The organism is Streptomyces sp. NPDC030862, from assembly GCF_055571835.1.
In genome coordinates, this window is record NZ_JBVIEN010000006.1 from 289,575 (window position 1) to 314,473 (window position 24,899).

The window sequence follows — 24,899 nt, forward strand, 5'->3', positions numbered from 1 at the left end:
CAGGTGTTCCGGCGGCGGCTAGACCTGACCGCGGTGCCGATGTGAAGGGGACATGGATGGCGACCGATCCGTACGACCTGATCACCATGGGGCGCATCGGGGTGGACCTCTACCCCCTCCGCACGGGCGTGCCGCTCGCCCAGGTGGACGCCTTCGGCAAGTTCCTCGGCGGATCCGCCGCCAACGTCGCCGTCGCCGCCGCCCGCCTCGGCCGCCGTACCGCACTGATCAGCCGCACGGGCGCCGACCCGTTCGGTGACTACCTCCACCAGGAACTGCGGGCGTTCGGCGTCGACGACCGCTGGGTGACGCCCGTCGGGGCCTACCCGACGCCGCTCACCTTCTGCGAGATCTTCCCGCCCGACCACTTCCCGCTCTACTTCTACCGGCAGCCCAAGGCCCCGGACCTGGAGATCCACGAGCACGAGCTGGACCCGGCCGCCATCGCCGCCGCCCGCGTCTTCTGGATGACCGGTACCGGCCTGTCCGCCGAGCCCAGCCGGACGGCCACCCTCGCCGCCCTCGCACACCGGGCCGCGCGCGGCACCACCGTCTTCGACCTCGACTGGCGGCCGATGTTCTGGTCCGGTGCCGACAGCGCCCGCCCGCACTACCGCGAAGCCCTCCGGTACGCCACCGTCGCCGTCGGCAACCTCGACGAGTGCGAGATCGCCACCGGCGAGCGCGAGCCGTACGCCGCCGCCCGCGCGTTGCTCGACGCGGGCGTCCGCCTCGCCGTCGTCAAGCAGGGTCCCAAGGGCGTCCTCGCCCTGGCCGCCGACGGCGAGACCGCCGACGTACCGCCCGTCCCGGTGGAGGTCGTCAACGGACTGGGCGCGGGCGACGCGTTCGGCGGCGCCCTGTGCCACGGCCTGCTCGCCGGCTGGGACCTGGAACGGACCGTCCGGTACGCCAACGCCGCCGGCGCCATCGTCGCCTCGCGCCTCGCCTGCTCCTCGGCGATGCCGTTCCCGGACGAGGTGGAGCAGGCGCTCAAGGGCGAGGGCGGCGGCACGCCATGAGCATCGACCTCGCGCACCTCGTCGCGGTCCGCACCCGCCACCCCGAGGCCATCGCCGAGGCCGCCGCTCGCCGCCGTCGCCGCCCCCTCCTCGACGCCTCGGGCCGCGGAGGCCCCGCCCACCACGGTCGCCTCATGATCGTCGCCGCCGACCACCCCGCCCGTGGCGCCCTCGCCGTCGGTGACCGCCCGCTCGCCATGGCCAACCGCCTCGACCTGCTCGAACGCCTCTGCCTCGCGCTCTCCCGCCCCGGCGTCGACGGCGTCCTCGCCACCGCCGACATCCTCGACGACCTGCTCCTCCTCGGCGCCCTCGAGGAGAAGGTCGTCATGGGCTCCATGAACCGCGGCGGCCTCGTCGGCGCCGCCTTCGAGCTAGACGACCGCTTCACCGGCCACCGCCCCGAGGACCTGGCGCGCCTGCGCTTCGACGCCGGCAAGCTGCTGCTGCGCATCGACCCCGACGACCCCGGCTCCCTGACCACCCTCCACTCCGCCGCCCGCGTCATCGACGCCATGGCCGCGCACCGGCTCCCCGTCTTCGTCGAGCCGTTCCTGTGCCGCCGCGACCCGGACGGACGCCTGCGCAACGACCTCGGTGCCGACGCCGTGACCACCTCCCTCGCCATAGCCTCCGGTCTCGCCGGCACCTCGGCGTACACCTGGCTCAAGGTCCCCGTCACCGACGACCCGGACGACATGGCGCGCGTGATGGAGGCCTCCACCCTCCCCGCCGTGCTGCTCGGCGGAGAGGTCGGCCACGACCAGGACGCCACGTACGAGAAGTGGCGCAAAGCCCTGCATCTGCCCACCGTCCAGGGCCTGGTGGTGGGACGCTCGCTGCTCTACCCGCCCGACGGCGATGTGGCGGCCGCCGTCGACACGGCCGTGGGCCTGCTCTGAGACGACGAGACGTCGAGACGTCGAGACGTCGAGACGTCGAGACGTCGAGACGAGACACCGAGGGGTACGCAAGGACCATGCGCGAACGACGGCAGCTGTACGTACCGAAGGGCGCGGCCGCCGACGGCCCGTACGCCCTCCACATCGACCCCGCGTACGCCGGTTGGGCCCACTCCGCCCTCCGCGTCCTCGACCTCCGCCCCGGCGAGGTGCACGAACTCGCCACCCGCGACACCGAATGGATCGTGCTTCCGCTGACCGGTGGTTGTACGGTGCAGGTGGACGGGGGCGAACGCTTCGAACTGGCGGGCCGCGCAAGCGTGTTCGGTGGCGTCTCGGACTTCGCGTACGTACCGCGTGACGCCCACGCCCAGATCGCCTCCGGCGCGGGAGGCCGTTTCGCCCTGGCAGGAGCGAGGTGCGAGCGACGACTCCCCGCTCGCTACGGCCCCGCGCCGGAGGTCCCGGTCGAGGCGCGCGGCAGCGGCACCTGCGCCCGCGAGGTGCGCAACTTCGCCGCCGCCGACGCCTTCGACTGCGACCGGCTCATCGCCGTCGAGGTCCTCACCCCCGGCGGCAACTGGTCCTCCTACCCGCCGCACAAGCACGACGAGCACCTCCCCGGCGAGGAGGCGGAGCTGGAGGAGATCTACTACTTCGAGATCGAAGGCGACGGGCTCGGCTACCAGCGCGTGTCGCCCTCCCGCCCCGGCGGCGCCGACGTCCTCGCCGAGGTCCGCACCGGCGACGCCGTCCTCGTACCGGACGGCTGGCACGGCCCGTCCATCGCCCAGCCCGGGCACACCATGTACTACCTCAACGTCATGGCCGGGCCGGGCGACGAACGGGAGTGGAAGATCCGCTTCCATCCCGACCACCGCACGGAGGGATACCGATGAGCAGCCGCACGACCGGTACGCGACGACTCACCACCGCCCAGGCGCTCGTCGCCTTCCTGGCCCGCCAGTACACCGAGCGCGACGGGCAGCGACAGCGCCTCGTCAACGCCACCTGGGGCATCTTCGGCCACGGCAACGTGGCGGGCATCGGCCAGGCGCTCATCGAGTACGCGGACGAGATGCCCTTCCTCCAGGGCCGCAACGAACAGGCCATGGTCCACGCCGCCGTCGGCCACGCACGCCAGTCGAACCGCCTCTCCACCCACGCCGTCACCACCTCCATCGGCCCCGGCGCCACCAACCTCGTCACCGGCGCCGCCCTCGCCACCGTCAACCGCCTGCCGGTGCTGCTGCTCCCCGGCGACACCTTCGCCACCCGCCCCGCCGACCCGGTGCTCCAGCAGCTCGAAGTCCCCTACGCGGGTGACCTGTCCGTCAACGACACCCTGCGGCCCGTCTCGGCGTACTTCGACCGCATCACCCGCCCCGAGGCGCTGATCCCGGCGGCGCTCCAGGCGATGCGCGTGCTCACCGACCCGGCCGCCACCGGCGCCGTCACGCTGGCGCTGCCGCAGGACGTCCAGGCGGAGGCGTACGCGTGGCCGGAGGAGTTCTTCGCGGAACGCGTCTGGCGGGTGCGCCGCCCGCGCCCCGACGTGGCCGAGCTCGACGCCGCCGTACAGGCCGTCAGGGCGGCGTCCCGGCCGCTGATCGTCGCGGGCGGCGGCGTCCACCACAGCCGCGCCGAAGCCGCCCTCAAGGCGCTCGCCGACGCGACTGGCATCCCGGTCGCCTCGACCCAGGCGGGCAAGGGCTCGCTGCCGTACGACCACCCCGCCGACGTCGGCGGCATCGGCCACACCGGCACCGCCACCGCCGACCACCTCGCCCGCACCGCCGACCTCGTCATCGGTGTCGGTACCCGCTACACCGACTTCACCACCGCCTCCTCGACGCTCTTCGCCCACCCCGGCGTCCGCTTCGTCAACCTCAACATCACCGGCTTCGACGCCCACAAAATGGCCGCGCTGCCCCTGGTCGCCGACGCCCGCGCGGGGGTGGAGCACCTCGCCGCCGCTCTGGAGGGGCACACCGTCCCGGCGTCGTACGCGGCCGAGTACGCCGGGCTCAAGGCCGACTGGGAGTCGCGCGTCACCGCCGCGTACACGCCGGCGAGCGACGACGCGCGCCCCACCCAGCCGCAGGTCCTCGGCGCACTCGACACCCTGGTCACCGGGGACGACATCCTGATCAACGCCGCCGGCTCGCTCCCCGGCGACCTGCACAAGCTGTGGCGCGCCCGCTCCCGCGACCAGTACCACGTCGAGTACGGCTACTCCTGCATGGGCTACGAGATCCCCGCCGCCGTCGGCGTCGCCCTCGCGGCCCCCGGGCGCCCGGTCTGGGCCCTCGTCGGCGACGGTACGTACCTGATGAACCCCACCGAAATCGTCACGGCCGTCCAGGAGGACATCCCCATCAAGGTGGTGATCCTCCAGAACCACGGGTACGCCTCGATCGGCGGGCTGTCCGAGTCCGTGGGCGCCGAGCGGTACGGCACCGCCTACCGCTACCGCGCCCCCGACACGACGTACACCGGCGCGCCGCTCCCGGTCGACCTCGCCGCCAACGCGGCGTCCCTCGGCATGCGCGTCCTGCGCGCGCAGACCGTCCGTGACCTGCGGGAAGCCCTCGCCGATGCGCGGGCGTCGACGGTTCCCACATGTGTCTACGTGGAGACCGAAACGGCAGACACAGTGTCGGGCGCGCCCCCCGCCGAGGCATGGTGGGATGTGCCCGTGGCCGAGACCGCGACCCGCACGGCGGCGGTCAAGGCCCGCGAGGAGTACGACCGGCATGTCGCAGCCCGACGCCGCCATCTGTGAAGCATCTGAAGGAGCTTTCGTCATGACGAAGACCGTCAACCACTGGATCGGTGGCAAGATCGTCGAGGGCACGTCGGGCAACTGGGGCCCGGTCACCGACCCGGCGACCGGCGCCGTCACCACGAAGGTCGCGCTCGCCTCGGCCGACGAGGTCGACGCGGCGGTGGCCTCCGCCAAGGCCGCGTACGCCACCTGGGGCACCTCCTCGCTGGCCCAGCGCACCGGCATCCTGTTCAAGTACCGCGCGCTGCTGGACGCCCACCGCAGCGAGATCGCCGACCTGATCACCGCCGAGCACGGCAAGGTCCACTCCGACGCGCTCGGTGAGGTCGCGCGCGGCCTGGAGATCGTCGAGCTGGCCTGCGGGATCACCGTCCAGCTCAAGGGCGAGCTGTCCACCCAGGTCTCCAACCGGGTCGACGTCGCCGCCATCCGCCAGCCGCTCGGCGTGGTCGCCGGCATCACGCCGTTCAACTTCCCGGCGATGGTGCCGATGTGGATGTTCCCGCTGGCCATCGCCTGCGGCAACACCTTCGTGCTGAAGCCGAGCGAGAAGGACCCGTCCGCCGCGAACCTGCTCGCCGAGCTGGCCTCCGAGGCCGGGCTGCCCGACGGCGTGCTCAACGTCGTCCACGGCGACAAGGTGGCCGTGGACGCCCTGCTGGAGCACCCGGACGTCGCGGCCGTCTCCTTCGTCGGCTCCACGCCGATCGCGAAGTACATCCACACCACCGCCTCCGCCAACGGCAAGCGCGTGCAGGCGCTCGGCGGCGCCAAGAACCACATGCTCGTCCTCCCGGACGCCGACCTGGACGCGGCCGCCGACGCGGCGGTCTCGGCGGCGTACGGCTCCGCGGGCGAGCGCTGCATGGCGATCTCGGCGGTCGTCGCGGTCGGCGCCATCGGCGACGAGCTCGTGGAGAAGATCCGCGAGCGCGCCGAGAAGATCAAGATCGGCCCCGGCACCGACCCGACGTCCGAGATGGGCCCGCTGATCACGGCCGCCCACCGCGACAAGGTCGCCTCGTACGTCACCGGCGCCGCCGCCCAGGGCGCGGAGGTCGTCCTCGACGGCACCGGCTACGCGGTCGACGGGTACGAGAACGGCCACTGGATCGGCCTGTCCCTGCTGGACAAGGTGTCGACCGACTCCGACGCGTACCGCGACGAGATCTTCGGCCCGGTGCTGTGCGTGCTGCGCGCCGACACCTACGAGGACGGCGTCCGCCTCATCAACGACTCGCCGTTCGGCAACGGCACCGCGATCTTCACCCGCGACGGCGGCGCCGCCCGCCGCTTCCAGTTGGAGGTCCAGGCGGGCATGGTCGGCGTGAACGTGCCGATCCCGGTCCCCGTCGGCTACCACTCCTTCGGCGGCTGGAAGGACTCCCTCTTCGGCGACCACCACATCTACGGCAACGACGGCGTGCACTTCTACACCCGCGGCAAGGTCGTCACCACCCGCTGGCCCGACCCGTCCGAGGCCCCGGTGGGCGTGGACCTGGGCTTCCCGCGCAACCACTGAGACCGGGGGAACGGGAGACCGGGAGACCGGGAGACCGGGGGAACGGGGGACCGGGGGAAGGAAAAACGGCTGGCTCCGACCGGGGCCGGCCGTTGATCCTTTCCGGGATGAACGAGAACACGAGCGAGCCGAAGCACCGGATCCGGGCCCTCCACACCGAGGACACGATCACCGTCTACCAGGCGTACAGGCCCGCCATCGGCGGCCCCGCCGCCCGCGACGGCCGCTTCCCCGACGCCTGGAAGCGGGACCGGATGACCTGGATCAAGCCGAGCTTCCTGTGGATGATGTACCGCTGCGGCTGGGCGACCAAGGAGGGCCAGGAGACGGTCCTCGCGGTCGAGATCACCCGCGAGGGCTTCGAGTGGGCGCTGCGCCACGCCTGCCTGTCGCACTACGTGCGGGGCTTCCACCCCGACCAGCCCACCTGGAAGCGGGAGCTGCGCCAGTCGCCCGCCCGCGTCCAGTGGGACCCCGAGCGTGACCTGCGCCTGGCGCCGCTGCCGTACCGCTCACTCCAGCTGGGCCTGGCGGGCGAGGCGTCGGCCCGGTACGCCGACGAGTGGACGGTCTCCATCCGCGACGTGACGCCGCTCGCGCACGAGGTCCACGCCCTGGTGCGCGCGGGCGACCTGGAGGGCGCGGCACGGCTGATGCCCGAGGAGCGTCCGTACCCGGCGGGTGCGGAGCTCCTCGGGCACCTGGTCCCGTGAGGGTTCTAGAGGGTTCTAGAGGGTTCTAGAAGAGCGAGTACAGCAGCCTGTTCGGGGAGCCGGTGAGGGCGTTCTGCACCTTGCCGGTCGTCGCGCCGTTCACCAGAGCGGTGCTCACCTGCGCCGGGGACGCGGTCGGGTTCCTCGACAGGTACAGGGCCGCCACACCGGCCGTGTGCGGGGCCGCCATCGACGTACCGGAGATGGTGTTCGTCGCCGTGTCACTGGTGCGCCAGGCCGAGGTGATCTTCACGCCCGGCGCGAAGAGGTCCAGACAGGTGCCGTAGTTGGAGAACGAGGCGCGCTTGTCCGCGCTGTCGGTCGCGCCGACGGTGATGGCCTCGGGGACGCGGGCCGGGGAGGTGTTGCAGGCGTTCTCCGGCAGACCCAGGATGTTGCCGTTGCCGGCGGCGATCGTGTACGAGACGCCGGAGGCGATCGACCGCTTGACGGCGTTGTCGAGCGAGGTGTTGGCACCGCCGCCCAGACTCATGTTGGCGACCGCGGGCTTGACGGCGTTGGCCGTCACCCAGTCCACACCCGCGATGACCCCGGCCGTGGTGCCCGAGCCGTTGCAGTCCAGCACCCGGACCGCGACCAGCTTGGCGGCCTTCGCCACGCCGTACGTCCTGCCGCCGACCGTACCGGCGACGTGCGTGCCGTGGCCCTGGCAGTCCTGGCCGTTCTGCCCGCCGCCGACGGTGTCGGTGCCGACCACCGCGCGCCCGCCGAACTCGCTGTGCGAGGTGCGGATGCCGGTGTCGATGATGTAGGCGTTCACGTTCGACGCGGAGGTGTTGTACGTGTACGTCGTCGACAGCGGCAGGCTGCGCTGGTCGACGCGGTCGAGACCCCAGGTGGCGTTCGCCTGGGTGGCGTTGAGGCGGACGGTCTCGTTCTGCTCGACGTACGCGACCCTCGGGTCGGCGGCGAGGGCGGCCGCCTTCGCCTTCGACAGGGTGGCGGAGAACCCGTCGAGGGCGCTGCGGTACTCGTGCTTCGGCGTGACGCCGAGGTCGGCGGCGCGCGTGGAGCCGTCCTTGAGGACGACGATCCAGCTGTTGGACACGGCGGTTTCCGCGGGGGCGAGACGGAGGTCGCCGACGGGCGCGCCGTGCGCCGTGGGGAGGGCGGCGAACTGCAGACCGGCCGTGAGGGCGATGACGGGTATCAGCGCACCGACGCGGCGCCGGGACCTGCGGGTGGGGGCTCTCATCTCGGGGGCACCTGACCTTTCTTCTACCGGACGGCCCCACAGCGTCTCGGCTGGTCATGTACCGCACAATAGTGCTAGCGGTTCCTCCCAACTTCGTCTCCGAATTCCCACGTCAGCATGGCGAATTCTCCATCGTCGGCCGCGCCCGCCGAGCGGTACGTCGCCAGGGCCGGGCCGTTGTCCGTGTCCACGCCGACCCACATGCCGTAGCCGCCGCGCGCGCGGGCCTCGGCGGCGAGCGTCTCGGTCAGCGCCCGGCCGATGCCGCGCCGCCGGTACCGCTCGTCGACGGACAGCTCGTACAGGCACATCTCCATGCCCTTGTCCGGGTGCAGCATCTCGACGCCCGACACCATCCCGGCCGGCACGCCGTCGTCCGCGTACGCGATCAGCATGAGGTGGCCGGGCGCGGCGAGGAACCGCTCGGCCCACTCGGGGCGGGCCGGCCCGTCGTAGAGGTGCTCGGCGGCGACGAGTTCGGCGACGGTCGTGGCACGGCGGATCTCCATCGGTTGCTCCTGACATACCGCGGCTGGTGTACGGCGACGGTAGTGCGTACGCCGCAAGGAGGTGCTCCGGCTCCGCCCGGCGGCAGCGGACGGGCGGGCCGGGGGGACCGTAGGGTCTAGGCATGCCAGGCATGCAGATCCGACTACGCCGCGCCGCGTGGGCCCTCGTCTCCGCCGTCGTGCTGCTCGCGGGCGCCGGCACCTGGACCGCCGTCGCCTCGGACGACGAACCCGCCCCGCACCGCGAGGACCGGGTGCTGGAGACGGAGGGCGCGAGGATCGACACGTCGTTCTTCACCGCCGGTCCCGGAGACGGCCGCCGCCCCGCCGTGCTCCTCGGGCATGGCTTCGGCGGCAGCAAGGACGACGTACGCGCCCAGGCGGAACGGCTGGCGAAGGACGGCTACGCCGTACTCACCTGGTCCGCGCGCGGCTTCGGCGGCTCCACCGGGCGGATCGGCCTGAACGACCCGGAGTTCGAGGTCAAGGACGTCTCGCGGCTCATCGACTGGCTCGCCAAGCGCCCCGAGGTCCGGCTCGACGCCCCGGGCGACCCGCGCGTGGGCGTCTCCGGCTCCTCGTACGGCGGGGCCATCTCGCTCCTCGCCGCCGGCCACGACGAGCGGGTCGACGCGATCGCCCCGCAGATCACCTACTGGAACCTCGCCGACGCCCTCTTCCCCGACGGCGTCCTCAAGAAGCTGTGGGCGGGCATCTTCTTCACCACCGGCACCGCGGCCCAAGGCGGCGGGGCCACCGCCTGCGGGCGGTTCCAGCACGAGCTGTGCCGCATGTACGAGCGGGTCGCCGTCACCGGGAAGCCCGACGCGGCCGCACGCGAGCTGCTGGCCGCGCGCAGCCCCTCCGCCGTCGCCGGGCGCATCAAGGTGCCCGCGCTCATCGTGCAGGGCCAGTCCGACTCACTCTTCCCGCTGTCGCACGCGGACGCCATGGCCCGGGCGATCCGCGCCAACGGCGCACCCGTCGCCGTCGACTGGATCGCCGGCGGGCACGACGGCGGCGACCGCGAGACCGCCCGCGTCGAAGCGCGCATCGCCGACTGGTTCGACCGGTACCTGAAGCAGGACACCGGCGCCGACACCGGCCCCGCCTTCCGCGTCAGCCGCACCGGCGGCGTCGACTCCACCGACGGGCAGGCCCAGCTGCGCGGCGCCACCGGCGGCACGTACCCCGGGCTGCGCGGCGGCACCCGCACCCTCGCCCTCGCCGGCCCCCCGCAGACCTTCCGCAACCCCGCCGGCGCCAATCCGCCCGCCATCTCCACCGTGCCCGGCATCGGCGCCGGACTGTCCCGGTTCTCCTCCTTCGGCGTCGGCCTCTCCCTCGACTTCCCCGGGCAGCACGCCCGCTTCGACTCGGCACCCCTGACCGAGACCCTGCGCGTCACCGGCTCGCCCACCGTCCGCGTCAAGGTGGCCTCCGACAGCGGCGAGGCGGTCCTCTTCGCCAAGGTGTACGACGTCGGCCCCGACGGCCGCGGCCAGGTGCTGCCCGCCCAGCTCGTCACCCCGGTGCGCGTGGAAGCCACCAGCCCGGGCGGCAAGGTCGGCCCGGGAGGCAAGGGAGGCAAGGGCGGCAAGGAGGTCGAGCTGACGCTTCCCGCCATCGACCACGAGGTGGAGGCCGGGCACCGGCTGCGGCTCGTCCTCGCCGCCACCGACCTCGCCTACGCCTCCCCGGTCGCCCCCGCGGCGTACACCGTGGAGCTGACGAGCGGGCTGTCCGTCCCCACCGCGCCCGGCGTCCGCACGCAGGCGGCGGGCCTGCCGTGGTGGGTGTGGGGCCTGCCGGCCGGCGGCGCCCTGATCGCCGCCGCCCTGCTCCTGACCGCCCGCCGCCGCACCGCCGCGCCCGCCCCCGACCCGGCGCTCGCCGACGTCTCGCTCACCATCAGCGGCCTGACGAAGCGGTACGCCAAGTCCGCCGACAGGTACGCCGTCCGCGACCTGTCCTTCCGCGTCGAGAAGGGCCAGGTCCTCGGGCTCCTCGGACCCAACGGCGCCGGGAAGACCACCACCCTGCGCATGCTCATGGGCCTGATCACCCCCGACGCCGGAGAGATCCGTGTCTTCGGCCACGCGATCCGGCCCGGCGCACCCGTCCTGTCCCGGGTGGGCGCCTTCGTCGAGGGTGCGGGCTTCCTGCCGCACCTGTCCGGCCGGGAGAACCTGGAGCTGTACTGGCGCGCCACCGGCCGCCCCGCCGAGGACGCGCACCTGGAGGAGGCCCTGGAGATCGCGGGCCTCGGCGACGCCCTGGCGCGCGCCGTACGCACGTACTCGCAGGGCATGCGCCAGCGGCTCGCCATCGCCCAGGCCATGCTCGGCCTGCCGGACCTCCTCATCCTCGACGAACCGACCAACGGACTGGACCCGCCGCAGATCCGCGAGATGCGTGACGTGATGATCCGGTACGCGGCCGGGGGCCGGACCGTCATCGTCTCCTCCCACCTCCTGTCCGAGGTCGAACAGTCCTGTACCCACCTGGTCGTCATGGACCGCGGCCGGCTCGTCCAGGCGGGCCCGGTCGCGGAGATCACCGGCGCGGGCGACACGCTGCTCGTCACCACGGACGGCGAGGTGCAGGGGCCGCTGGTCGAGAAGGTCGGCGCGCTGCCGGGCGTCGACTCCGCGGTGCGCACCGATGGCGGGCTGCTGGTCCGCCTGGACGGCACGACGACCACGGCCGCCCTGCTCGCCGAACTCGTCCGGCTCGACCTGCCGGTGACCGGAGTCGGCCCGCACCGCCGCCTGGAGGACGCGTTCCTCACCCTGATCGGAGGAGGATCCGCGTGACGACCACCCCGGCCACCACCCCGGCCACGACCTCGGCCACGGCCTCGACCCGGACCGCCGCTCCCGGCTACCGGGCGGGGCACACCCTGCCGCTGCGCGTCGAAGCCGTACGCCAGCTGAAGCGGCGCCGCACCCTCGTCATGGGCGGAATCCTGGCCGCCCTGCCCTTCGTGCTGGTCGCCGCCTTCGCGATCGGCGGCGGCTCGGACGGGCGGGGCGACACCCGCATCACCCTGATGGACACGGCGACCGCATCCGGCGCCAACTTCGCCGCGACCTGCCTGTTCGTCTCGGCCGGCTTCCTGCTGGTGATTCCGGTGGCGCTGTTCTGCGGGGACACCGTGGCGTCGGAGGCGAGCTGGTCGTCGCTGCGCTACCTGCTGGCCGCGCCGGTGCCGCGCGCCCGGCTGCTCTGGTCCAAGCTGGCCGTGGCGCTCGCCTTCAGCGCGGCGGCGATGGTGCTGCTGCCGCTGGTGGCGCTCGCCGTGGGCACCGTGGCGTACGGCTGGGGCCCGCTGCGGCTGCCCACGGGTGGCTCCCTGGCCACGGCGGACACACTGCCGCGGTTGGCGCTGGTCGTGGCGTACATCTTCGTCTCCCAACTGGTCACGGCGGGGCTCGCCTTCTGGCTGTCGACCAAGACCGACGCACCGCTCGGCGCGGTCGGCGGCGCGGTCGGGCTGACGATCGTCGGCAATGTGCTGGACGCGGTGACGGCGCTCGGCTCCTGGCGGGACTACCTGCCCGCGCACTGGCAGTTCGCCTGGGCCGACGCGCTCCAGCCGCATCTGGAGTGGACCGGCATGGCCAAGGGCGCGGCGGTGTCGGTGACGTACGCCCTCGTGCTCTTCGCGCTCGCCTTCCGGGGCTTCGCACGCAAGGACATCGTGTCGTAGCCGTGCACGGCCGCCCTCGCATGGCGGCCGGCCCGGAATGTCAGATCCAGCCGCGGCGCGCCGCTTCCGCTCCCGCCCGGAAGCGGCTCGTCGTGCCGAGGGCCGCGAGCAGCTCGCCCACGCGCCTGCTGTACGTACGCCCCGATATCCCGAGCCGGGCGGCGGCCGTCTCATCGGTGAGCCCGGCCAGCAGGGCCTCCAGCACCGGCCGCAGGTGCGGCGGCAGCGAGCCCGCCGGAGCGGGCGTCGCCGTCACATCGTCGCCCGCCTCCCACCAGGCGTGGTGCGCGCGCACCAGCGCCTGGACGATCACGGGGTCGCGGATCAGCAGCAGACCGTTGTAGAGCAGCTCGAGGTCGAGCGGGACCGCCGCGACCGTCCGGTCCACGACGATCATCTTGAACGGGATCGACTCGGTCAGCCGCGCCCGTCCCGTCAGCCGCGCCGCCGCCGTGACGTCGGCGGCCGTCACCCGGTCCAGCGCGTGCCGCGGCACGATCTGGCGGACCGTACCCACTCGCTCCACCCGCTCGGTCGCGGTGCGCACGCACGCGCCGGCGAGCTCCAGGAAGGGCTGCGGGATCGACTGGCCGAGGCACGCGGCCGGGTCGTCGAAGGTCAGCAGCTCCCGGCGGGCGGACTCGGCGAGCGCCGCGAGCGCCGCGCAGATCTGCCGCGTACCGCGCACCGACTGGCCCGCCGGTCTCGGTTCCTGACGCGGCGGCGCCTGCTGCGGTACCTGCTGACGTGTCATCTGCTGCGATGCCTGCTGTGTCGCTGCTTGCTGTGGTATGAGGGGCGCCACGCGCTGAGGTGACCGTGGTGACACCGCTCGTACCGGTGTCGACGTACCTCTCAGAGCCGTTCGGCCGAGCACAGAGCTCGGAGCGTTCGCCACGGCTGACCACCCCCGCCATCCCCTTGGAACGTACGCAACTCCATGTACGCATGTGACTGCATACGGTGACAAGACCCAGTTCAGGGGTTGGCGAGTCCAAGCCATCGCCGGACAGGCGCCGATCCGGTGGTGGTGCTCCGTTTGCAGTAGTGCGAATGGCGGACGGCGTACGGCCGATTTCGGATGGTCACCGTGGACCCTCGCTCCGGAGACCGAGGAGGCCGAGGCGACCGACGAGATCGACGAAATCAACGAAACCGACGAGATCAACGAGACCGACGAGACCGACGAGAAACGGACAAGACATCGTGATCCGCTCCCGCTCCCCCCGGCGCCGGGCCGCCACGGCCCTCGCCTGCCTCACCCTCACCGGCATAGCCACAGGCGCCGCCGCCCCCGCGTTCGCCGCCGGCGACGCGAGCCCGCTGCCCGTCGACAACGCCTTCCTGCGCGCCTCCCACCAGGGCAACCTGGCGGAGATCGCCGCCGGCCAGGACGCCCAGAAGAACGCCACCACCGAGTGCGTCAAGAACGTCGGCAAGGTCCTGGTCCGCGACCACACCAAGCTGGACGCCTCGACCAAGTCCCTCGCCGACAAGCTCGGCGTCGACCTGCCCGTCGCCCCCACGGCCGAGCAGCAGGAGACGCTCGCGAACGTCATGAAGAAGGCCGGCACCAGCGCGTACGACACCGCCTGGCTCCAGGCCCAGTCCGCGGCCCACCAGAAGACGCTGTCGATGATCGACAACCAGGTGGCCCACGGCAAGAACGCCGAGGTGACCGCCGCCGCCAAGTCGGCGCGGCCGGTCGTCGCCATGCACCTGGACATGGTGCGCGGCGGCACCTGCCGCGGCGCGGCGGCCGACGCCGCGACCGCGCCGAAGTCGATCCACGCGGGCAACGGCGGACAGGCCGCCCTCGCGGCCGACGTGCCGGTGATGCTCGCCGTGCCCGCGCTCGCGCTCGGCGGCGTCCTCGTCGCGGGCGGCGCCTTCTGGGCCGCCAACCGCATCCGCCGCAACGACGGCCGCTGACACCGGTGGTGGTGCGCCCGTGACGGACGAGGGCGGCCTCCGGCTGCGCGGCGAGCCCGGCCCCGACCGGCTCCTGGTCTGGGCCGGGATCGCCGCGGCCGCCTCGGCCGCGCTGACCTGCCTGTGGCCGCCGGCGGCCGTGGACCCCGGCGTGCGCGCCCCGGACGCGGGCGCCCTCCCGGCGGCCACCGCGGCCGGCGGCGCCGCCCGCGCGGCCTCCCCGCCGCTCACCCTCACCATTCCGGGCCACGTCGAACGGACCCCGGTCGACCCCGTCGCCACCGACACCAAGGGCGTCCTCGCCGTACCGGAATCCCCGGCCCGCCTGGGCTGGTGGGCTCTCGGCGCCCACCCCGGCGCCGCTCGGGGCACCCTCCTCCTCGCCGGCCATCTCGACTCGGCGGACGAGGGAGCGGGCCCCCTGGAAGCCCTGCACGAGGTGCCGCTGGGCGCCCGCGCCCACGTCACCACGGCCGACGGCGCCCGCCACACGTACGAGATCGTCGCCCGTCGCACGTACCCGAAGTCCGCCCTCCCCGCCGACCTGTTCGGCACCGACGGCACCCCGCGCCTCGCCCTGGTGACCTGCGCGGGCCGCTTCGACCGGGACGCGCACGCGTACGCCGACAACCTGGTGCTCTACGGCGCACCCCGCTGACAACGGACCCCCGAAGAAAGGCACATGATGCCGCTCTATCTGTCGAGGTTCAGCTACACGCCGCAGACGTGGGCGAGGATGATCGGCCACCCCGAGGACCGCACCGAGGCCGCCCGGACGTACATCGAGTCCGTCGGCGGGAAGCTGCACGGCTTCTGGTACGCCTTCGGCAGTCACGACGGATTCACCCTGTGGGAGGCGCCGGACAACGTCTCCATGGCCGCGGTCGCGCTGGCCATCAGCGGAGGCGGCGCGCTCGGCTCGTTCGAGACGACCGTTCTGCTGACCGTCGACGAGACCCTGGACGCGCTGCGCCGAGCCGAGCAGGTGCGGTACCGCCCTCCGGGCGCCTGACGCCGCGCCCGGCGTGCGCCGGCGCCGGCCAAAGGAGTCCGAGTGGCGCCCCCGGCAGGACTCGAACCTGCGGCCAAGCGCTTAGAAGGCGCCTGCTCTATCCACTGAGCTACGGGGGCCGGTGGTGGCCTTGGTGACCTGGAGCCCCTGGTCGGGCGGTCCGTGACCTTGCCGGGCACAAGGATAGGGCTCCGATCCCCTTGGCCCGGTCGCTTCACCTGCGTGGCACGATGTGGAGGTTCGGTGAAGCGAACCGATAATCGCAGGCAGGTGCGATTCTCGCAGCGCTTTTTGCGCCACGCGCGCCGGGTGTTGTGCACTCGTTATGCCTGCGTCCCACTCGTCCCCTGTGTCCCTTGCCCTTGATCGGCGCGCAGAGGCGCCCATACGCTTCAAAAGCGTGCCGAAATTGGGCATTCTTCGCATGTGGTGACCTTGGACGTACGGCCTCAGCTCATCGACGCACTTTCCGCCCTGCGCGACCGTGTCGCCGCCGTGCGTCTTCCCCTTCCCCTTCCAGGGGCGCCGCGGGCTCGTCTGACGCGGGCCGAGTTGCTCGCGCAGCTCGACGACTATCTGGTGCCCCGGCTGAAGGAGCCGGAAGCGCCCTTGCTCGCCGTCGTCGGCGGCTCCACCGGGGCGGGGAAGTCGACGCTTGTCAATTCCCTGATCGGGCGACGCGTCAGTGAGGCCGGGGTGCTGCGGCCCACCACGCGGACGCCCGTCCTCGTCTGCCACCCCGAAGACCACCACTGGTTCGCCGGAATGCGGGTGCTCCCGCACCTCACCCGGGTGTGGGTGCCCGAGGACGGCGAACAGGAGCCCGCCGGCGAGAGGGCGCTGCGCGTCGAGACCGCGCACAGCCTGCCGCGCGGGCTCGCCCTGCTCGACGCCCCCGACATCGACTCCCTCGTCGTCGAGAGCCGCGAACTGGCCGCCGAGCTGATGTGCGCCGCCGACGTGTGGGTGATGGTCACCACCGCGTCGCGCTACGCCGACGCCGTGCCGTGGCATCTGCTGCGTACCGCCAAGGAGTACGACGCCACGCTGGTCACCGTCCTCGACCGGGTGCCCCACCAGGTGATCGGGGAGGTGTCGCGGCAGTACGAGGCCCTCCTGGCCAGGGCCGGGCTCGGCGACGTACCGCGCTTCACCATCCCCGAGCTGCCCGAATCGGCCGGCGGCGGAAGCGGGCTGCTGCCGGAGAACGCCGTGGCCGCGCTGCGGGCCTGGCTGGCGTACCACGCCCAGGACCCGGCCGCCCGCCGCCAGGCCGTCGGGCGGACCGCCAAGGGCGTCATCGACTCGCTGCGCCTCCGCATGCCCGAGCTGGCCGGCGCCGTCGCCGCGCAGTACGCCGCCGCCGTACGGCTCTCCGGCACCGTCGAGGCGGCGTACGAGAAGGAGGGCGAGCGCGTGCGCCGTGAGCTCGGGCGCGGCGCCGTCCTCGCCGGGGACGCCCGCACCCGCTGGCGCGGCTACCCCCGCGACTGCACCGCCGCCGAACTGCTCGACTCGCTCACCGAATCGCTCGGCGCGCTGCTGCAGTGCGCCGTCGCCGCCGCCGACGAACACGTCCAGGAAGTCTGGCGGCGCGAACCGGCGGCCGGGGCCGTCGGCGGGGGACAGGCCCCACCCGACGGGGAGGCCGGCGAGCGGATCGGCATGGCCGTACGGCGCTGGCGGCGCGTTCTTGAGGAGCTCGCCGAGGAGGAGGTGGGGCGGATGGAACGATCCGCCGCGCCCGACTCCGACACCGTCGCCGCGCTGCTGGCGGCCGCGCTCCTCGGCGGGCGCCGCACCCGCGGCGCGGGCGAGCGGCTCGCCGAACTGATCGGCGCGCAGGGCGCCCTGAGGCTGCGCGACCGGGGCGGCGAGCTGGTGGAGACGTACATCGACCGCGTACTGCACGAGGAGAGGGACCGGCGCCTCGCGCCGCTCGACCGGCTCGACATCACGCCCGAGCCGCAGGCCGAGCTGATCGCCGCGCTGTCCGTCCTCCAGAAGGAGAGGTGACCGCGGTGAGCACCGTGGAAGAACGCTGGGACGACGGGCTCATCGCCCGGCGCGTGCAGGAGCAGCAGGGGGTGACGGCGGACGAGGAGCCGGCCTCGGCGGCGGAAGCGCAGGCGCCGACCGGCCCGTACGCGACCGCCCTGCGCGGCCGGCTCGACGCCCTGCGCAAGCTGGTGGGGCTCTCCGCGACCCGGCTGGACGGCCAGACGCTCGCCGAGGCGGGGCGCGTCCTGGAGGAGGCGTCGGCCCGTCAGAGACTCTCCACCCGGCACACGGTGGTCGCCATCGCCGGAGCCACCGGGAGCGGGAAGTCGACTTTGATCAACGCGTTGGCAGGGGTACCGGTCTCCGAGACCGGCCTGCGCCGGCCGACCACCTCCGCGCCCATCGCGTGCGCCTGGTCCGAGGGTGCGGGCGGGCTGCTGGACCGGCTCGCCATCCCGGGGCGGCTGCGCCGCCGGCCCCTGGCGGGCGGGGTCGGCGACGAGGCGCTCCAGGGGCTGGTCCTGGTCGACCTGCCCGACCACGATTCGGCGGTCACCGCCCACCGCGAACAGGTCGACCGGCTGCTGGCCCTGGTGGACGCGGTGATCTGGGTGGTCGACCCGGAGAAGTACGCGGACGCCGCGCTGCACGAGCGCTACCTGCGGCCGCTCGCCGGGCACGCGGAGGTGATGTTCGTCGTCCTCAACCAGGTGGACCGGCTCCCCGGCGACGCAGCCGACCAGGTCCTCGACGACCTGCGGCGGCTCCTCGACGAGGACGGGATGGCGCTCGGCGAGCACGGCGAACCCGGCGCCACGGTCCTCGCCCTGTCGGCCCTCACCGGCGAGGGCGTCGGCGAACTGCGCGAGCTGCTCGGAGCGTTCGTACAGCAGCACAACGCCGCCCAGCGGCGGCTGTCGGCGGACGTGGACGCGACGGCGCGGCGGCTGCGCCCCGTGTACGTCGCCGACGGCCGGCCCGGACTCGACGAGCGGTCCCGCGAGGACTTCGGGGCCCGGCTCGCGGTCGCCGTCGGTGCCCACGCGGCGGGCGAGGCCGCCGAACGCGAGTGGCGCCGCAACGCCGGACGCGCGTGCGGGACGCCGTGGCTGCGGCTGTGGCGGTGGTACGAGCGGCTGCGCACGCCGGGGGGCGCGCCACCGCAGGGTGACGCCGAGACGCCGGTGGAGGACGAGCTCACGGCGCGGCAGCGCGTGGAGCAGGCCGTACGCGTGGTCGCGGACGAGGCCTCGCGCGGGCTTCCGGCGCCGTGGGCGCAGGCGGTGCGCGAGGCGGCCGTGCGCGGGGCGCAGGGGCTGCCGGAGGCGCTGGACGAGCTGGCGGTGACGGCCGGGCGGCCGGGGCGGGACGGCAAGCCGCCGCGCCCCGCCTGGTGGCCGGCGGCGGTGCTGGCGCAGGCGGCGATGACGCTGCTGCAGTTCTACGGCGGCCTGTGGCTGGTGGGGCAGATCGTCGGCGTGCTGGAGCCGGGGCTCATGGTGCCCGCGCTGATCATGCTCTCCGGTGTCGTCGGCGGCCCGCTGGTGGAGTGGGGCTGCGCGGCGGCGGCACGGGGGCCCGCGCGCCGCTACGGCCAGGAGACCGAGCGGCGGCTGCGCGAGGCGGCGGCGGGGTGCGGGCGGGCGATGGTCCTCGACCCGATCGCCTCCGAGCTCATGCGCTACCGCGAGGTGCGCGAGCAGTACGCGACGGTGGAGGCGGGCCGGCGGGTGGGGTGACGGGCAGGCCACCGGGCGGGAGGACCGGCAGGCCGCCGGGTGGAGTGACGGGCAGGCCCCGGTGGGGTGCCGGGGCCGCGGCGGTCGCTGCCTCGGCTGCGGGGTTCCCCAGGCACACTCGCCCGTATGGGTGACGGAGTTCTGCACACGTCCGGGGTTGTCCACACCCGTCAGCGGGAATTCGGCGCGGCGGCCAGCATGGGTTTCGTCGACAGCCGGCGTGGTGCCGGCGGGCGTAGCAGAAGAGGGACGGGGTGGGTGTCATGGCCGAGACCATGGTGACGGTCGTGGGCAACGTGGCGACGAGCGTGGACTACCGGGACACCGCGGCCGGTGGGGTGGCGAAGTTCCGGCTCGCGGCGCGGGCGCGGCGGTGGGACCGCGAGAAGGCGACGTGGGTCGACGGACCGACCAGCTTCTACTCGGTGAGCGCCTGGCGGACGCTCGGCGCGAACCTCGCCGCGTCGGTCGCCGTCGGCGATCCGCTGATGGTGCACGGGAGGCTGAAGGTGCGGGAGGAGGAGTGGGAGGGCCAGCGCAGGACGTTCGTGGACATCGACGCGGTGGCGGCGGGGCACGACCTGACGCGCGGCACGTCGGCGTTCAGACGAGCGGCGCGGCCCGAACCAGAGCTGACTGAGCGTCAGGGTGGTGCAGCGCACCGTGAGATGGTGCCGGACGCCGCTCCTGCCGGGGAGTTCGCCGGGTGACGCGGTCGCGCCCGGCCGTGAACGGGTCATTCCCGGCGCGCGACCGCGCGGCGATAACGATTGCGATTCGGAATGGTTATCTGACGGTATGACAGGGGACTGTGTCGGGTCGCCTCTTTAGGATCACCGGGGTACTCCTGGGTACCCACGGGCCACTTGAGTCGGCAGGCGAGGCACTCCCCCCACGCGTCCCACGCGACAACACCTCGCCCAGAGGGGAATTCTGTGTTTGCTGCGTTTTGTGTACGGAGGCGGAAGCGCCGCGCCGCCCGCTTCGCCGCCGCGGCCGTGGCCTCCGGGCTGGTGGCGGCCGGCGCCGCCGTCGGCGTGACCCCCGCCGCCGCCGACGAGGCGCCCCAGCACCAGGGGGGTGCGGCAGCGACCCTCAACGGCCTGACCACCTTCCACCAGGCCGTCCTGCACATCGGCAACCAGACGCAGCAGCTCCCCGCCGGCCTCTTCGAGATGACCGTCGACGGCGGCGGCACCCTCAAGACGTACTGCATCGACGTACACAACCCCACCCAGGAGAACGCCAGGTACCTGGAGACCTCCTGGGACCAGACGTCCCTCGGCGGCAACAAGGACGCGGGCCGGATCCGCTGGATCCTCCAGCACTCCTACCCGCAGGTCGACGACCTCGTGGGCCTCGCCAAGGAGGCCGGCACCGGGCCGCTCACGCCGGAGACGGCCGCCGCCGGCACCCAGGTGGCGATCTGGCGGTACTCGGACGGGGCCGAGGTCGAGGCGCTCGACCCGGCGGCCGAGAAGCTCGCCGACTGGCTGCAGGGGGAAGCCGGCGGCGTCGCCGAGCCCGAGGCTTCGCTCCGCCTGGAGCCGGGCGCGGTCGCCGGCCCCGCCGGTACCCGGCTCGGACCGGTCACCGTGCGCACCAACGCCGACCGGGTCACGGTCAGCCCGCCCGCCGACGCGGCCGCCAGCGGCGTCCGGATCACCGACGCGACCGGGAAACCGGTCGACTCGGCCGTCAACGGCAGCAGCCTCTACTTCGACGTGCCCGCGGGTGCCGCCGACGGCACCGCCGCGCTGAGCGTGCAGGGCACCACCTCCGTACCGGTCGGCCGCGCGTTCGCCGGGGTCACCAGGAGCCAGACGCAGATCCTGGCCGGGTCCAGCAGGTCGACCGTCTCCGCGACGGCCACCGCCACCTGGGGCACCACGGGTGCCATACCCGCCCTGTCCGCCCGGAAGAACTGCGCCAAGGGCGGCGTGGACATCACCGCCACCAACAAGGGCGCAGCCCCCTTCTCCTACGAGCTCATGGGCCTGCGGTACACGGTGGAGGCGGGCGCGACGCGGACGGTGACCATCCCGGTCGCCGAGGACCAGGCGTACCAGCTGACGGTCACCGCGCCCGGCGGCTTCACCAAGACCTTCAAGGGCGTCCTGGACTGCAGGACCACCGGCTCCACGGCCACTATGGCCGGGCAGCCGGGCTCACAGCCCAGCCCGCTGTCCGGAGGCGCCACCACCGGCGCCGGGACGGCCACGGCGGGCGGCGAGACCGACCTGGACCTGGCCGAGACCGGCGCGTCCGGAGCCACGCCCATGATCGCCGGGACGGCCATCGCGTTCCTGCTCATCGGCGGGGCGGCGGTGCTCTTCCTCCGCAAGAAGTCGTGACAACGCGCAAGCGGGTGATGACGCCGCGCTGGTGAGGGCGGCGTCCGGCGGCGCGCCCCCCGCCCCCTCCACCCACCCCCTCATACAACTGGTTTCCATCGAGGGATGGACGTCAGGCAAGATGGGGTGTATCTGCCCACTCACGGATTGCCGGACGGTTTCTCTTGGCTGAGTACATCTACACGATGCGCAAGACGCGCAAGGCGCACGGCGACAAGGTCATCCTCGATGACGTGACGCTGAGCTTCCTGCCCGGTGCGAAGATCGGTGTGGTCGGCCCGAACGGCGCCGGTAAGTCCACCGTCCTCAAGATCATGGCGGGTCTGGAGCAGCCGTCCAACGGCGACGCCTTCCTCTCGCCCGGTTACAGCGTCGGCATCCTCCTCCAGGAGCCCCCGCTCGACGAGTCGAAGACCGTCCTGGAGAACGTGCAGGACGGCGTCGCCGAGATCAAGGGCAAGCTCGACCGGTTCAACGAGATCGCCGAGCAGATGGCGACCGACTACACCGACGAGCTGATGGAGGAGATGGGCAAGCTCCAGGAGCAGCTCGACCACGCCAACGCGTGGGACCTCGACGCCCAGCTCGAGCAGGCCATGGACGCGCTGGGCTGCCCGCCCGGCGACTGGCAGGTCACCAACCTCTCCGGTGGTGAGAAGCGCCGCGTCGCGCTCTGCAAGCTGCTGCTGGAGGCCCCCGACCTGCTGCTGCTCGACGAGCCCACCAACCACCTGGACGCCGAGTCCGTGCAGTGGCTGGAGCAGCACCTCGCCAAGTACGCCGGCACCGTCGTCGCCATCACCCACGACCGGTACTTCCTCGACAACGTCGCCGAGTGGATCCTCGAGCTCGACCGCGGCCGCGCCTACCCCTACGAGGGCAACTACTCCAAGTACCTGGAGACCAAGCAGACCCGTCTCAAGGTCGAGGGCCAGAAGGACGCCAAGCGCGCCAAGCGGCTCAAGGAAGAGCTGGAGTGGGTCCGCTCCAACGCCAAGGGACGCCAGGCCAAGTCCAAGGCCCGTCTCGCCCGCTACGAGGAGATGGCCGCCGAGGCCGAGAAGACCCGGAAGCTGGACTTCGAGGAGATCCAGATCCCGCCGGGCCCGCGTCTGGGCAGCGTCGTCGTCGAGGTCGAGAAGCTCAGCAAGGCCTTCGGCGACAAGGTCCTCATCGAGGACCTGAGCTTCTCGCTCCCGCGCAACGGCATCGTCGGCGTCATCGGCCCGAACGGCGCCGGCAAGACCACGCTGTTCAAGATGATCCAGGGCCTGGAGCAGCCCGACTCCGGCTCGATCAAGGTCGGCGAGACCGTCAAGATCAGCTACGTCGACCAGTCCCGCGCCAACATCGACCCCAAGAAGACGCTGTGGGCCGTCGTCTCCGACGAGCTCGACTACATCAACGTCGGCCAGGTCGAGATGCCGTCCCGCGCCTACGTCAGCGCCTTCGGCTTCAAGGGCCCGGACCAGCAGAAGCCGGCCGGCGTCCTCTCCGGCGGTGAGCGCAACCGCCTGAACCTGGCGCTGACCCTCAAGCAGGGCGGCAACCTGCTGCTCCTCGACGAGCCCACCAACGACCTCGACGTCGAGACCCTGTCCTCCCTGGAGAACGCGCTGCTGGAGTTCCCGGGCGCGGCCGTGGTCGTCTCCCACGACCGCTGGTTCCTCGACCGGGTCGCCACGCACATCCTGGCGTACGAGGGCGACTCCAAGTGGTTCTGGTTCGAGGGCAACTTCGAGTCGTACGAGAAGAACAAGATCGAGCGCCTCGGCCCGGACGCCGCCCGTCCGCACCGTGCCACGCACAAGAAGCTCACCCGGGGCTGAGGCGGAGGCAGTGGCTCGTCACATCTACCGGTGCCCGCTGCGCTGGTCGGACATGGACGCCTTCGGGCACGTCAACAATGTGGTCTTCCTCCGCTACCTGGAGGAGGCCCGCATCGACTTCATGTTCCGGCTGGCGCCGGGCAACGGCTCGCCGTCGTTCTCCGGCGGGTCGGTCGTCGCCCGGCACGAGATCGACTACGTACGGCCGCTGGTCCACCGGCACGAGCCGGTGATCATCGAGTCGTGGGTCACCAAGATCGGTGCGGCGTCGCTGACGATCGCGTACGAGATCAAGGACGCCGAAGGCTCGGCCCAGGTGTACGTGCGCGCCTCGACGGTCGTCGTGCCCTTCGACCTGGAGGCGCAGCGGCCGCGCCGCATCAGCGCGGAGGAGCGGTCGTTCCTGGAGGAGTACGTGGACGACGGCATGCACGCGCAGCCGGCGCAGGCACCGGCACAGGCGTCGGCGCCGGGGGAGGCCGCGGCCGTATGACGGCGCCGCTGCACTTCGCCGACGCCAGGGAGGCGGCGGACCTCGCCGCCTTCCTGGCCCGGCTGATCCACTACGACCGGGCCGCCGTCGTCCGCCTCCAGGCGGCCGGCGGCGCCCTGGCCGTGTTCGGGCGCCCGCCGTCCTTCGAGGTGCTGGCCATCCGCACGGCCACGCTCATGGACGAGGCGCCGCTGGACATCACCGTCTCCGCCGGTCAGCTCCTGGAGGGCATCGAGGAGTCGGCGGGCAAGGCGATGGTGCCGGCGCCCGTCACCGGGCCGCCCTGGACCGGGCTCCTGCCCCCGCGCGGCGGCTGGAGCGAGGTGCCCGGACTGCCGGACGCCGGCGAGCTGCGCGGCGCGGTCGCCGCCGCGGTGGCCGAATTCCGGGCACGCGACGAGGAGTTGCCGGCCGAGAGCCGGACGCGCGCGGAACGCGACCGGATCGGCCGCGAGATCTGGTCCCGGCTGATCGGCTCGACGGGCCTGCCGCTGCGCGCCGTCCACGCCGCCCAGGCGCTGGGCTTCCTGCCCTCGCACGAGGTGCCGGTGGCGCTGCTCGGCGCCGGGACCTGGCTCCGCCTGCGTACGCCCTTCGGCTCGGTCGCGGTCCGCACCGCGGGCGGCCTCGGCGGCCTGACCGTCACCGCGGTCCCGCACCAGCGGTGAGCGGCGCGGCTCAGCCCGCGGTGTTGACCATCGACGCCGCGGCGTACGTCAGGTAGTTCCACAGCTGCCGCTCGTGCTCCTCGGACAGGCCGAGCTCGTCGACGGCGGCGCGCATGTGCTTCAGCCAGGCGTCGTGCGCGGCCTTGTCCACGGTGAAGGGCGCGTGGCGCATGCGCAGCCGCGGGTGCCCGCGGTGGTCGCTGTAGGTGCGGGGGCCGCCCCAGTACTGCATCAGGAAGAGCGCGAGCCGCTCTTCAGCGGGGCCCAGGTCCTCCTCCGGGTACATCGGCCGCAGTACGGGGTCCTCGGCGACACCCTCGTAGAAACGGCGGACGAGGCGCCGGAAGGTCTCCTCGCCGCCGACCTGCTCGTAGAACGTCTGCTCCTGAAGCGTGCCACGCGGAATCTCCATCACCCGTCCATGGTCTCAGACGGACCGGCCCAGGTCCCGGGTCCTAGGTCCTTGCCCGATCGGCCCCTGCCGGTC

The 24,899-nt window shown here is 73.0% G+C and carries 22 protein-coding genes and 1 tRNA gene; 18 read left to right on the forward strand and 5 right to left on the reverse strand.

The annotated features are described in order from the left end of the window. Positions 1 to 56 precede the first annotated feature (56 nt). The 6 genes from iolC (at position 57) to ACZ42X_RS18530 (ending at position 6,947) form a co-directional block, all read left to right on the forward strand. Positions 57 to 1,022, forward strand: coding sequence for a 5-dehydro-2-deoxygluconokinase (iolC, locus tag ACZ42X_RS18505; RefSeq protein ID WP_468290794.1), 966 nt, complete (start codon positions 57 to 59; stop codon positions 1,020 to 1,022). Further along, a complete protein-coding gene (locus tag ACZ42X_RS18510) occupies positions 1,019 to 1,924 on the forward strand; it encodes a Cgl0159 family (beta/alpha)8-fold protein (RefSeq protein WP_468290796.1) in 906 nt (301 codons plus the stop codon). The genes iolC and ACZ42X_RS18510 overlap by 4 nt, the downstream gene beginning before the upstream one ends. Positions 1,925 to 2,001: 77 nt before the next feature. Further along, entirely contained in the window at positions 2,002 to 2,823 is an 822-nt protein-coding gene (gene iolB / locus ACZ42X_RS18515) for a 5-deoxy-glucuronate isomerase (RefSeq protein ID WP_468290799.1), read from the forward strand. Then, positions 2,820 to 4,709 (forward strand): 3D-(3,5/4)-trihydroxycyclohexane-1,2-dione acylhydrolase (decyclizing), encoded by a 1,890-nt coding sequence (iolD, locus tag ACZ42X_RS18520; RefSeq protein ID WP_468290802.1) that lies wholly within the window; start codon positions 2,820 to 2,822, stop codon positions 4,707 to 4,709. Before iolB ends, iolD begins: the two co-directional genes overlap by 4 nt. 22 nt (positions 4,710 to 4,731) lie before the next feature. Further along, positions 4,732 to 6,234, forward strand: a complete 1,503-nt coding sequence (gene mmsA / locus ACZ42X_RS18525) for a CoA-acylating methylmalonate-semialdehyde dehydrogenase (protein ID WP_468290805.1) — start codon at positions 4,732 to 4,734, stop codon at positions 6,232 to 6,234. A 107-nt stretch (positions 6,235 to 6,341) separates the two neighbouring features. Beyond that, positions 6,342 to 6,947, forward strand: coding sequence for a DUF4291 domain-containing protein (locus ACZ42X_RS18530; RefSeq protein ID WP_468290808.1), 606 nt, complete (start codon positions 6,342 to 6,344; stop codon positions 6,945 to 6,947). A gap of 25 nt (positions 6,948 to 6,972) precedes the next feature. On the opposite strand, the gene ACZ42X_RS18535 is transcribed toward ACZ42X_RS18530, so the two are convergent. After that, a complete protein-coding gene (locus ACZ42X_RS18535; protein WP_468290811.1) occupies positions 6,973 to 8,163 on the reverse strand; it encodes a S8 family peptidase in 1,191 nt (396 codons plus the stop codon). A gap of 74 nt (positions 8,164 to 8,237) precedes the next feature. Continuing rightward, positions 8,238 to 8,672: a GNAT family N-acetyltransferase gene (locus ACZ42X_RS18540; protein WP_468290814.1), complete on the reverse strand. Its 435-nt coding sequence runs from the start codon at positions 8,670 to 8,672 to the stop codon at positions 8,238 to 8,240. Positions 8,673 to 8,803: 131 nt separating this feature from the next. Here ACZ42X_RS18540 and ACZ42X_RS18545 point away from each other — a divergent pair, with 131 nt between their 5' ends. Together ACZ42X_RS18545 and ACZ42X_RS18550 are read left to right on the forward strand one after the other, a co-directional pair. After that, entirely contained in the window at positions 8,804 to 11,488 is a 2,685-nt protein-coding gene (locus tag ACZ42X_RS18545) for an alpha/beta fold hydrolase (RefSeq protein WP_468291221.1), read from the forward strand. Continuing rightward, on the forward strand, positions 11,485 to 12,384 hold the full coding sequence (locus ACZ42X_RS18550) for an ABC transporter permease (protein WP_468290817.1): 900 nt from the start codon (positions 11,485 to 11,487) through the stop codon (positions 12,382 to 12,384). The genes ACZ42X_RS18545 and ACZ42X_RS18550 overlap by 4 nt, the downstream gene beginning before the upstream one ends. A gap of 40 nt (positions 12,385 to 12,424) precedes the next feature. Here the strand turns inward: ACZ42X_RS18550 and ACZ42X_RS18555 are convergent, their stop codons facing one another. Continuing rightward, a complete protein-coding gene (locus ACZ42X_RS18555) occupies positions 12,425 to 13,138 on the reverse strand; it encodes a helix-turn-helix transcriptional regulator (RefSeq protein ID WP_468290820.1) in 714 nt (237 codons plus the stop codon). 452 nt (positions 13,139 to 13,590) lie between these two features. Here ACZ42X_RS18555 and ACZ42X_RS18560 point away from each other — a divergent pair, with 452 nt between their 5' ends. The 3 genes from ACZ42X_RS18560 to ACZ42X_RS18570 are packed head-to-tail and all read left to right on the forward strand — an operon-like array spanning position 13,591 to position 15,328. Further along, positions 13,591 to 14,316, forward strand: coding sequence for a DUF4142 domain-containing protein (locus ACZ42X_RS18560; RefSeq protein WP_468290823.1), 726 nt, complete (start codon positions 13,591 to 13,593; stop codon positions 14,314 to 14,316). A gap of 19 nt (positions 14,317 to 14,335) precedes the next feature. Then, the gene (locus ACZ42X_RS18565; protein ID WP_468290826.1) at positions 14,336 to 14,974 is read left to right on the forward strand and encodes a class F sortase; all 639 of its coding nucleotides are present in this window, start codon (positions 14,336 to 14,338) and stop codon (positions 14,972 to 14,974) included. 27 nt (positions 14,975 to 15,001) lie between these two features. Next, positions 15,002 to 15,328, forward strand: coding sequence for a GYD domain-containing protein (locus ACZ42X_RS18570; RefSeq protein WP_361429372.1), 327 nt, complete (start codon positions 15,002 to 15,004; stop codon positions 15,326 to 15,328). A 43-nt stretch (positions 15,329 to 15,371) separates the two neighbouring features. Here ACZ42X_RS18570 and ACZ42X_RS18575 read toward each other — a convergent pair. Further along, positions 15,372 to 15,447, reverse strand: a tRNA-Arg gene (locus ACZ42X_RS18575). A gap of 316 nt (positions 15,448 to 15,763) precedes the next feature. Here ACZ42X_RS18575 and ACZ42X_RS18580 point away from each other — a divergent pair. The 7 genes from ACZ42X_RS18580 (at position 15,764) to ACZ42X_RS18610 (ending at position 24,412) form a co-directional block, all read left to right on the forward strand. Beyond that, positions 15,764 to 17,344, forward strand: a complete 1,581-nt coding sequence (locus ACZ42X_RS18580; protein ID WP_468291225.1) for a dynamin family protein — start codon at positions 15,764 to 15,766, stop codon at positions 17,342 to 17,344. Continuing rightward, positions 17,341 to 19,068 (forward strand): YfjP family GTPase, encoded by a 1,728-nt coding sequence (locus ACZ42X_RS18585; protein WP_468290829.1) that lies wholly within the window; start codon positions 17,341 to 17,343, stop codon positions 19,066 to 19,068. Before ACZ42X_RS18580 ends, ACZ42X_RS18585 begins: the two co-directional genes overlap by 4 nt. A 263-nt stretch (positions 19,069 to 19,331) precedes the next feature. Further along, the gene (locus tag ACZ42X_RS18590; protein ID WP_468290832.1) at positions 19,332 to 19,778 is read left to right on the forward strand and encodes a single-stranded DNA-binding protein; all 447 of its coding nucleotides are present in this window, start codon (positions 19,332 to 19,334) and stop codon (positions 19,776 to 19,778) included. Between the two features lie 225 nt (positions 19,779 to 20,003). Further along, entirely contained in the window at positions 20,004 to 21,422 is a 1,419-nt protein-coding gene (locus ACZ42X_RS18595) for a Cys-Gln thioester bond-forming surface protein (RefSeq protein ID WP_468290835.1), read from the forward strand. A 164-nt stretch (positions 21,423 to 21,586) separates the two neighbouring features. After that, entirely contained in the window at positions 21,587 to 23,251 is a 1,665-nt protein-coding gene (ettA, locus tag ACZ42X_RS18600; protein ID WP_361429289.1) for an energy-dependent translational throttle protein EttA, read from the forward strand. A 10-nt stretch (positions 23,252 to 23,261) separates the two neighbouring features. Continuing rightward, entirely contained in the window at positions 23,262 to 23,744 is a 483-nt protein-coding gene (locus tag ACZ42X_RS18605; protein ID WP_468290838.1) for an acyl-CoA thioesterase, read from the forward strand. Further along, positions 23,741 to 24,412: a DUF8010 domain-containing protein gene (locus ACZ42X_RS18610; protein WP_361429285.1), complete on the forward strand. Its 672-nt coding sequence runs from the start codon at positions 23,741 to 23,743 to the stop codon at positions 24,410 to 24,412. The genes ACZ42X_RS18605 and ACZ42X_RS18610 overlap by 4 nt, the downstream gene beginning before the upstream one ends. A 10-nt stretch (positions 24,413 to 24,422) precedes the next feature. On the opposite strand, the gene ACZ42X_RS18615 is transcribed toward ACZ42X_RS18610, so the two are convergent. Further along, the gene (locus tag ACZ42X_RS18615) at positions 24,423 to 24,827 is read right to left on the reverse strand and encodes a globin (RefSeq protein WP_361429283.1); all 405 of its coding nucleotides are present in this window, start codon (positions 24,825 to 24,827) and stop codon (positions 24,423 to 24,425) included. Positions 24,828 to 24,899: the final 72 nt, after the last annotated feature.

Coding starts and splice junctions, on each gene's coding strand:
- mmsA (WP_468290805.1), top strand. CDS start 4,732: ATGACGAAGACCGTCAACCACTGGATCGGTGGCAAGATCGTCGAGGGC.
- iolD (WP_468290802.1), top strand. CDS start 2,820: ATGAGCAGCCGCACGACCGGTACGCGACGACTCACCACCGCCCAGGCG.
- iolC (WP_468290794.1), top strand. CDS start 57: ATGGCGACCGATCCGTACGACCTGATCACCATGGGGCGCATCGGGGTG.
- ACZ42X_RS18570 (WP_361429372.1), top strand. CDS start 15,002: ATGCCGCTCTATCTGTCGAGGTTCAGCTACACGCCGCAGACGTGGGCG.
- ACZ42X_RS18545 (WP_468291221.1), top strand. CDS start 8,804: ATGCAGATCCGACTACGCCGCGCCGCGTGGGCCCTCGTCTCCGCCGTC.
- iolB (WP_468290799.1), top strand. CDS start 2,002: ATGCGCGAACGACGGCAGCTGTACGTACCGAAGGGCGCGGCCGCCGAC.
- ACZ42X_RS18540 (WP_468290814.1), bottom strand. CDS start 8,672: ATGGAGATCCGCCGTGCCACGACCGTCGCCGAACTCGTCGCCGCCGAG.
- ACZ42X_RS18530 (WP_468290808.1), top strand. CDS start 6,342: ATGAACGAGAACACGAGCGAGCCGAAGCACCGGATCCGGGCCCTCCAC.
- ACZ42X_RS18590 (WP_468290832.1), top strand. CDS start 19,332: ATGGCCGAGACCATGGTGACGGTCGTGGGCAACGTGGCGACGAGCGTG.
- ACZ42X_RS18555 (WP_468290820.1), bottom strand. CDS start 13,138: ATGACACGTCAGCAGGTACCGCAGCAGGCGCCGCCGCGTCAGGAACCG.
- ACZ42X_RS18510 (WP_468290796.1), top strand. CDS start 1,019: ATGAGCATCGACCTCGCGCACCTCGTCGCGGTCCGCACCCGCCACCCC.
- ACZ42X_RS18610 (WP_361429285.1), top strand. CDS start 23,741: ATGACGGCGCCGCTGCACTTCGCCGACGCCAGGGAGGCGGCGGACCTC.
- ACZ42X_RS18535 (WP_468290811.1), bottom strand. CDS start 8,163: ATGAGAGCCCCCACCCGCAGGTCCCGGCGCCGCGTCGGTGCGCTGATA.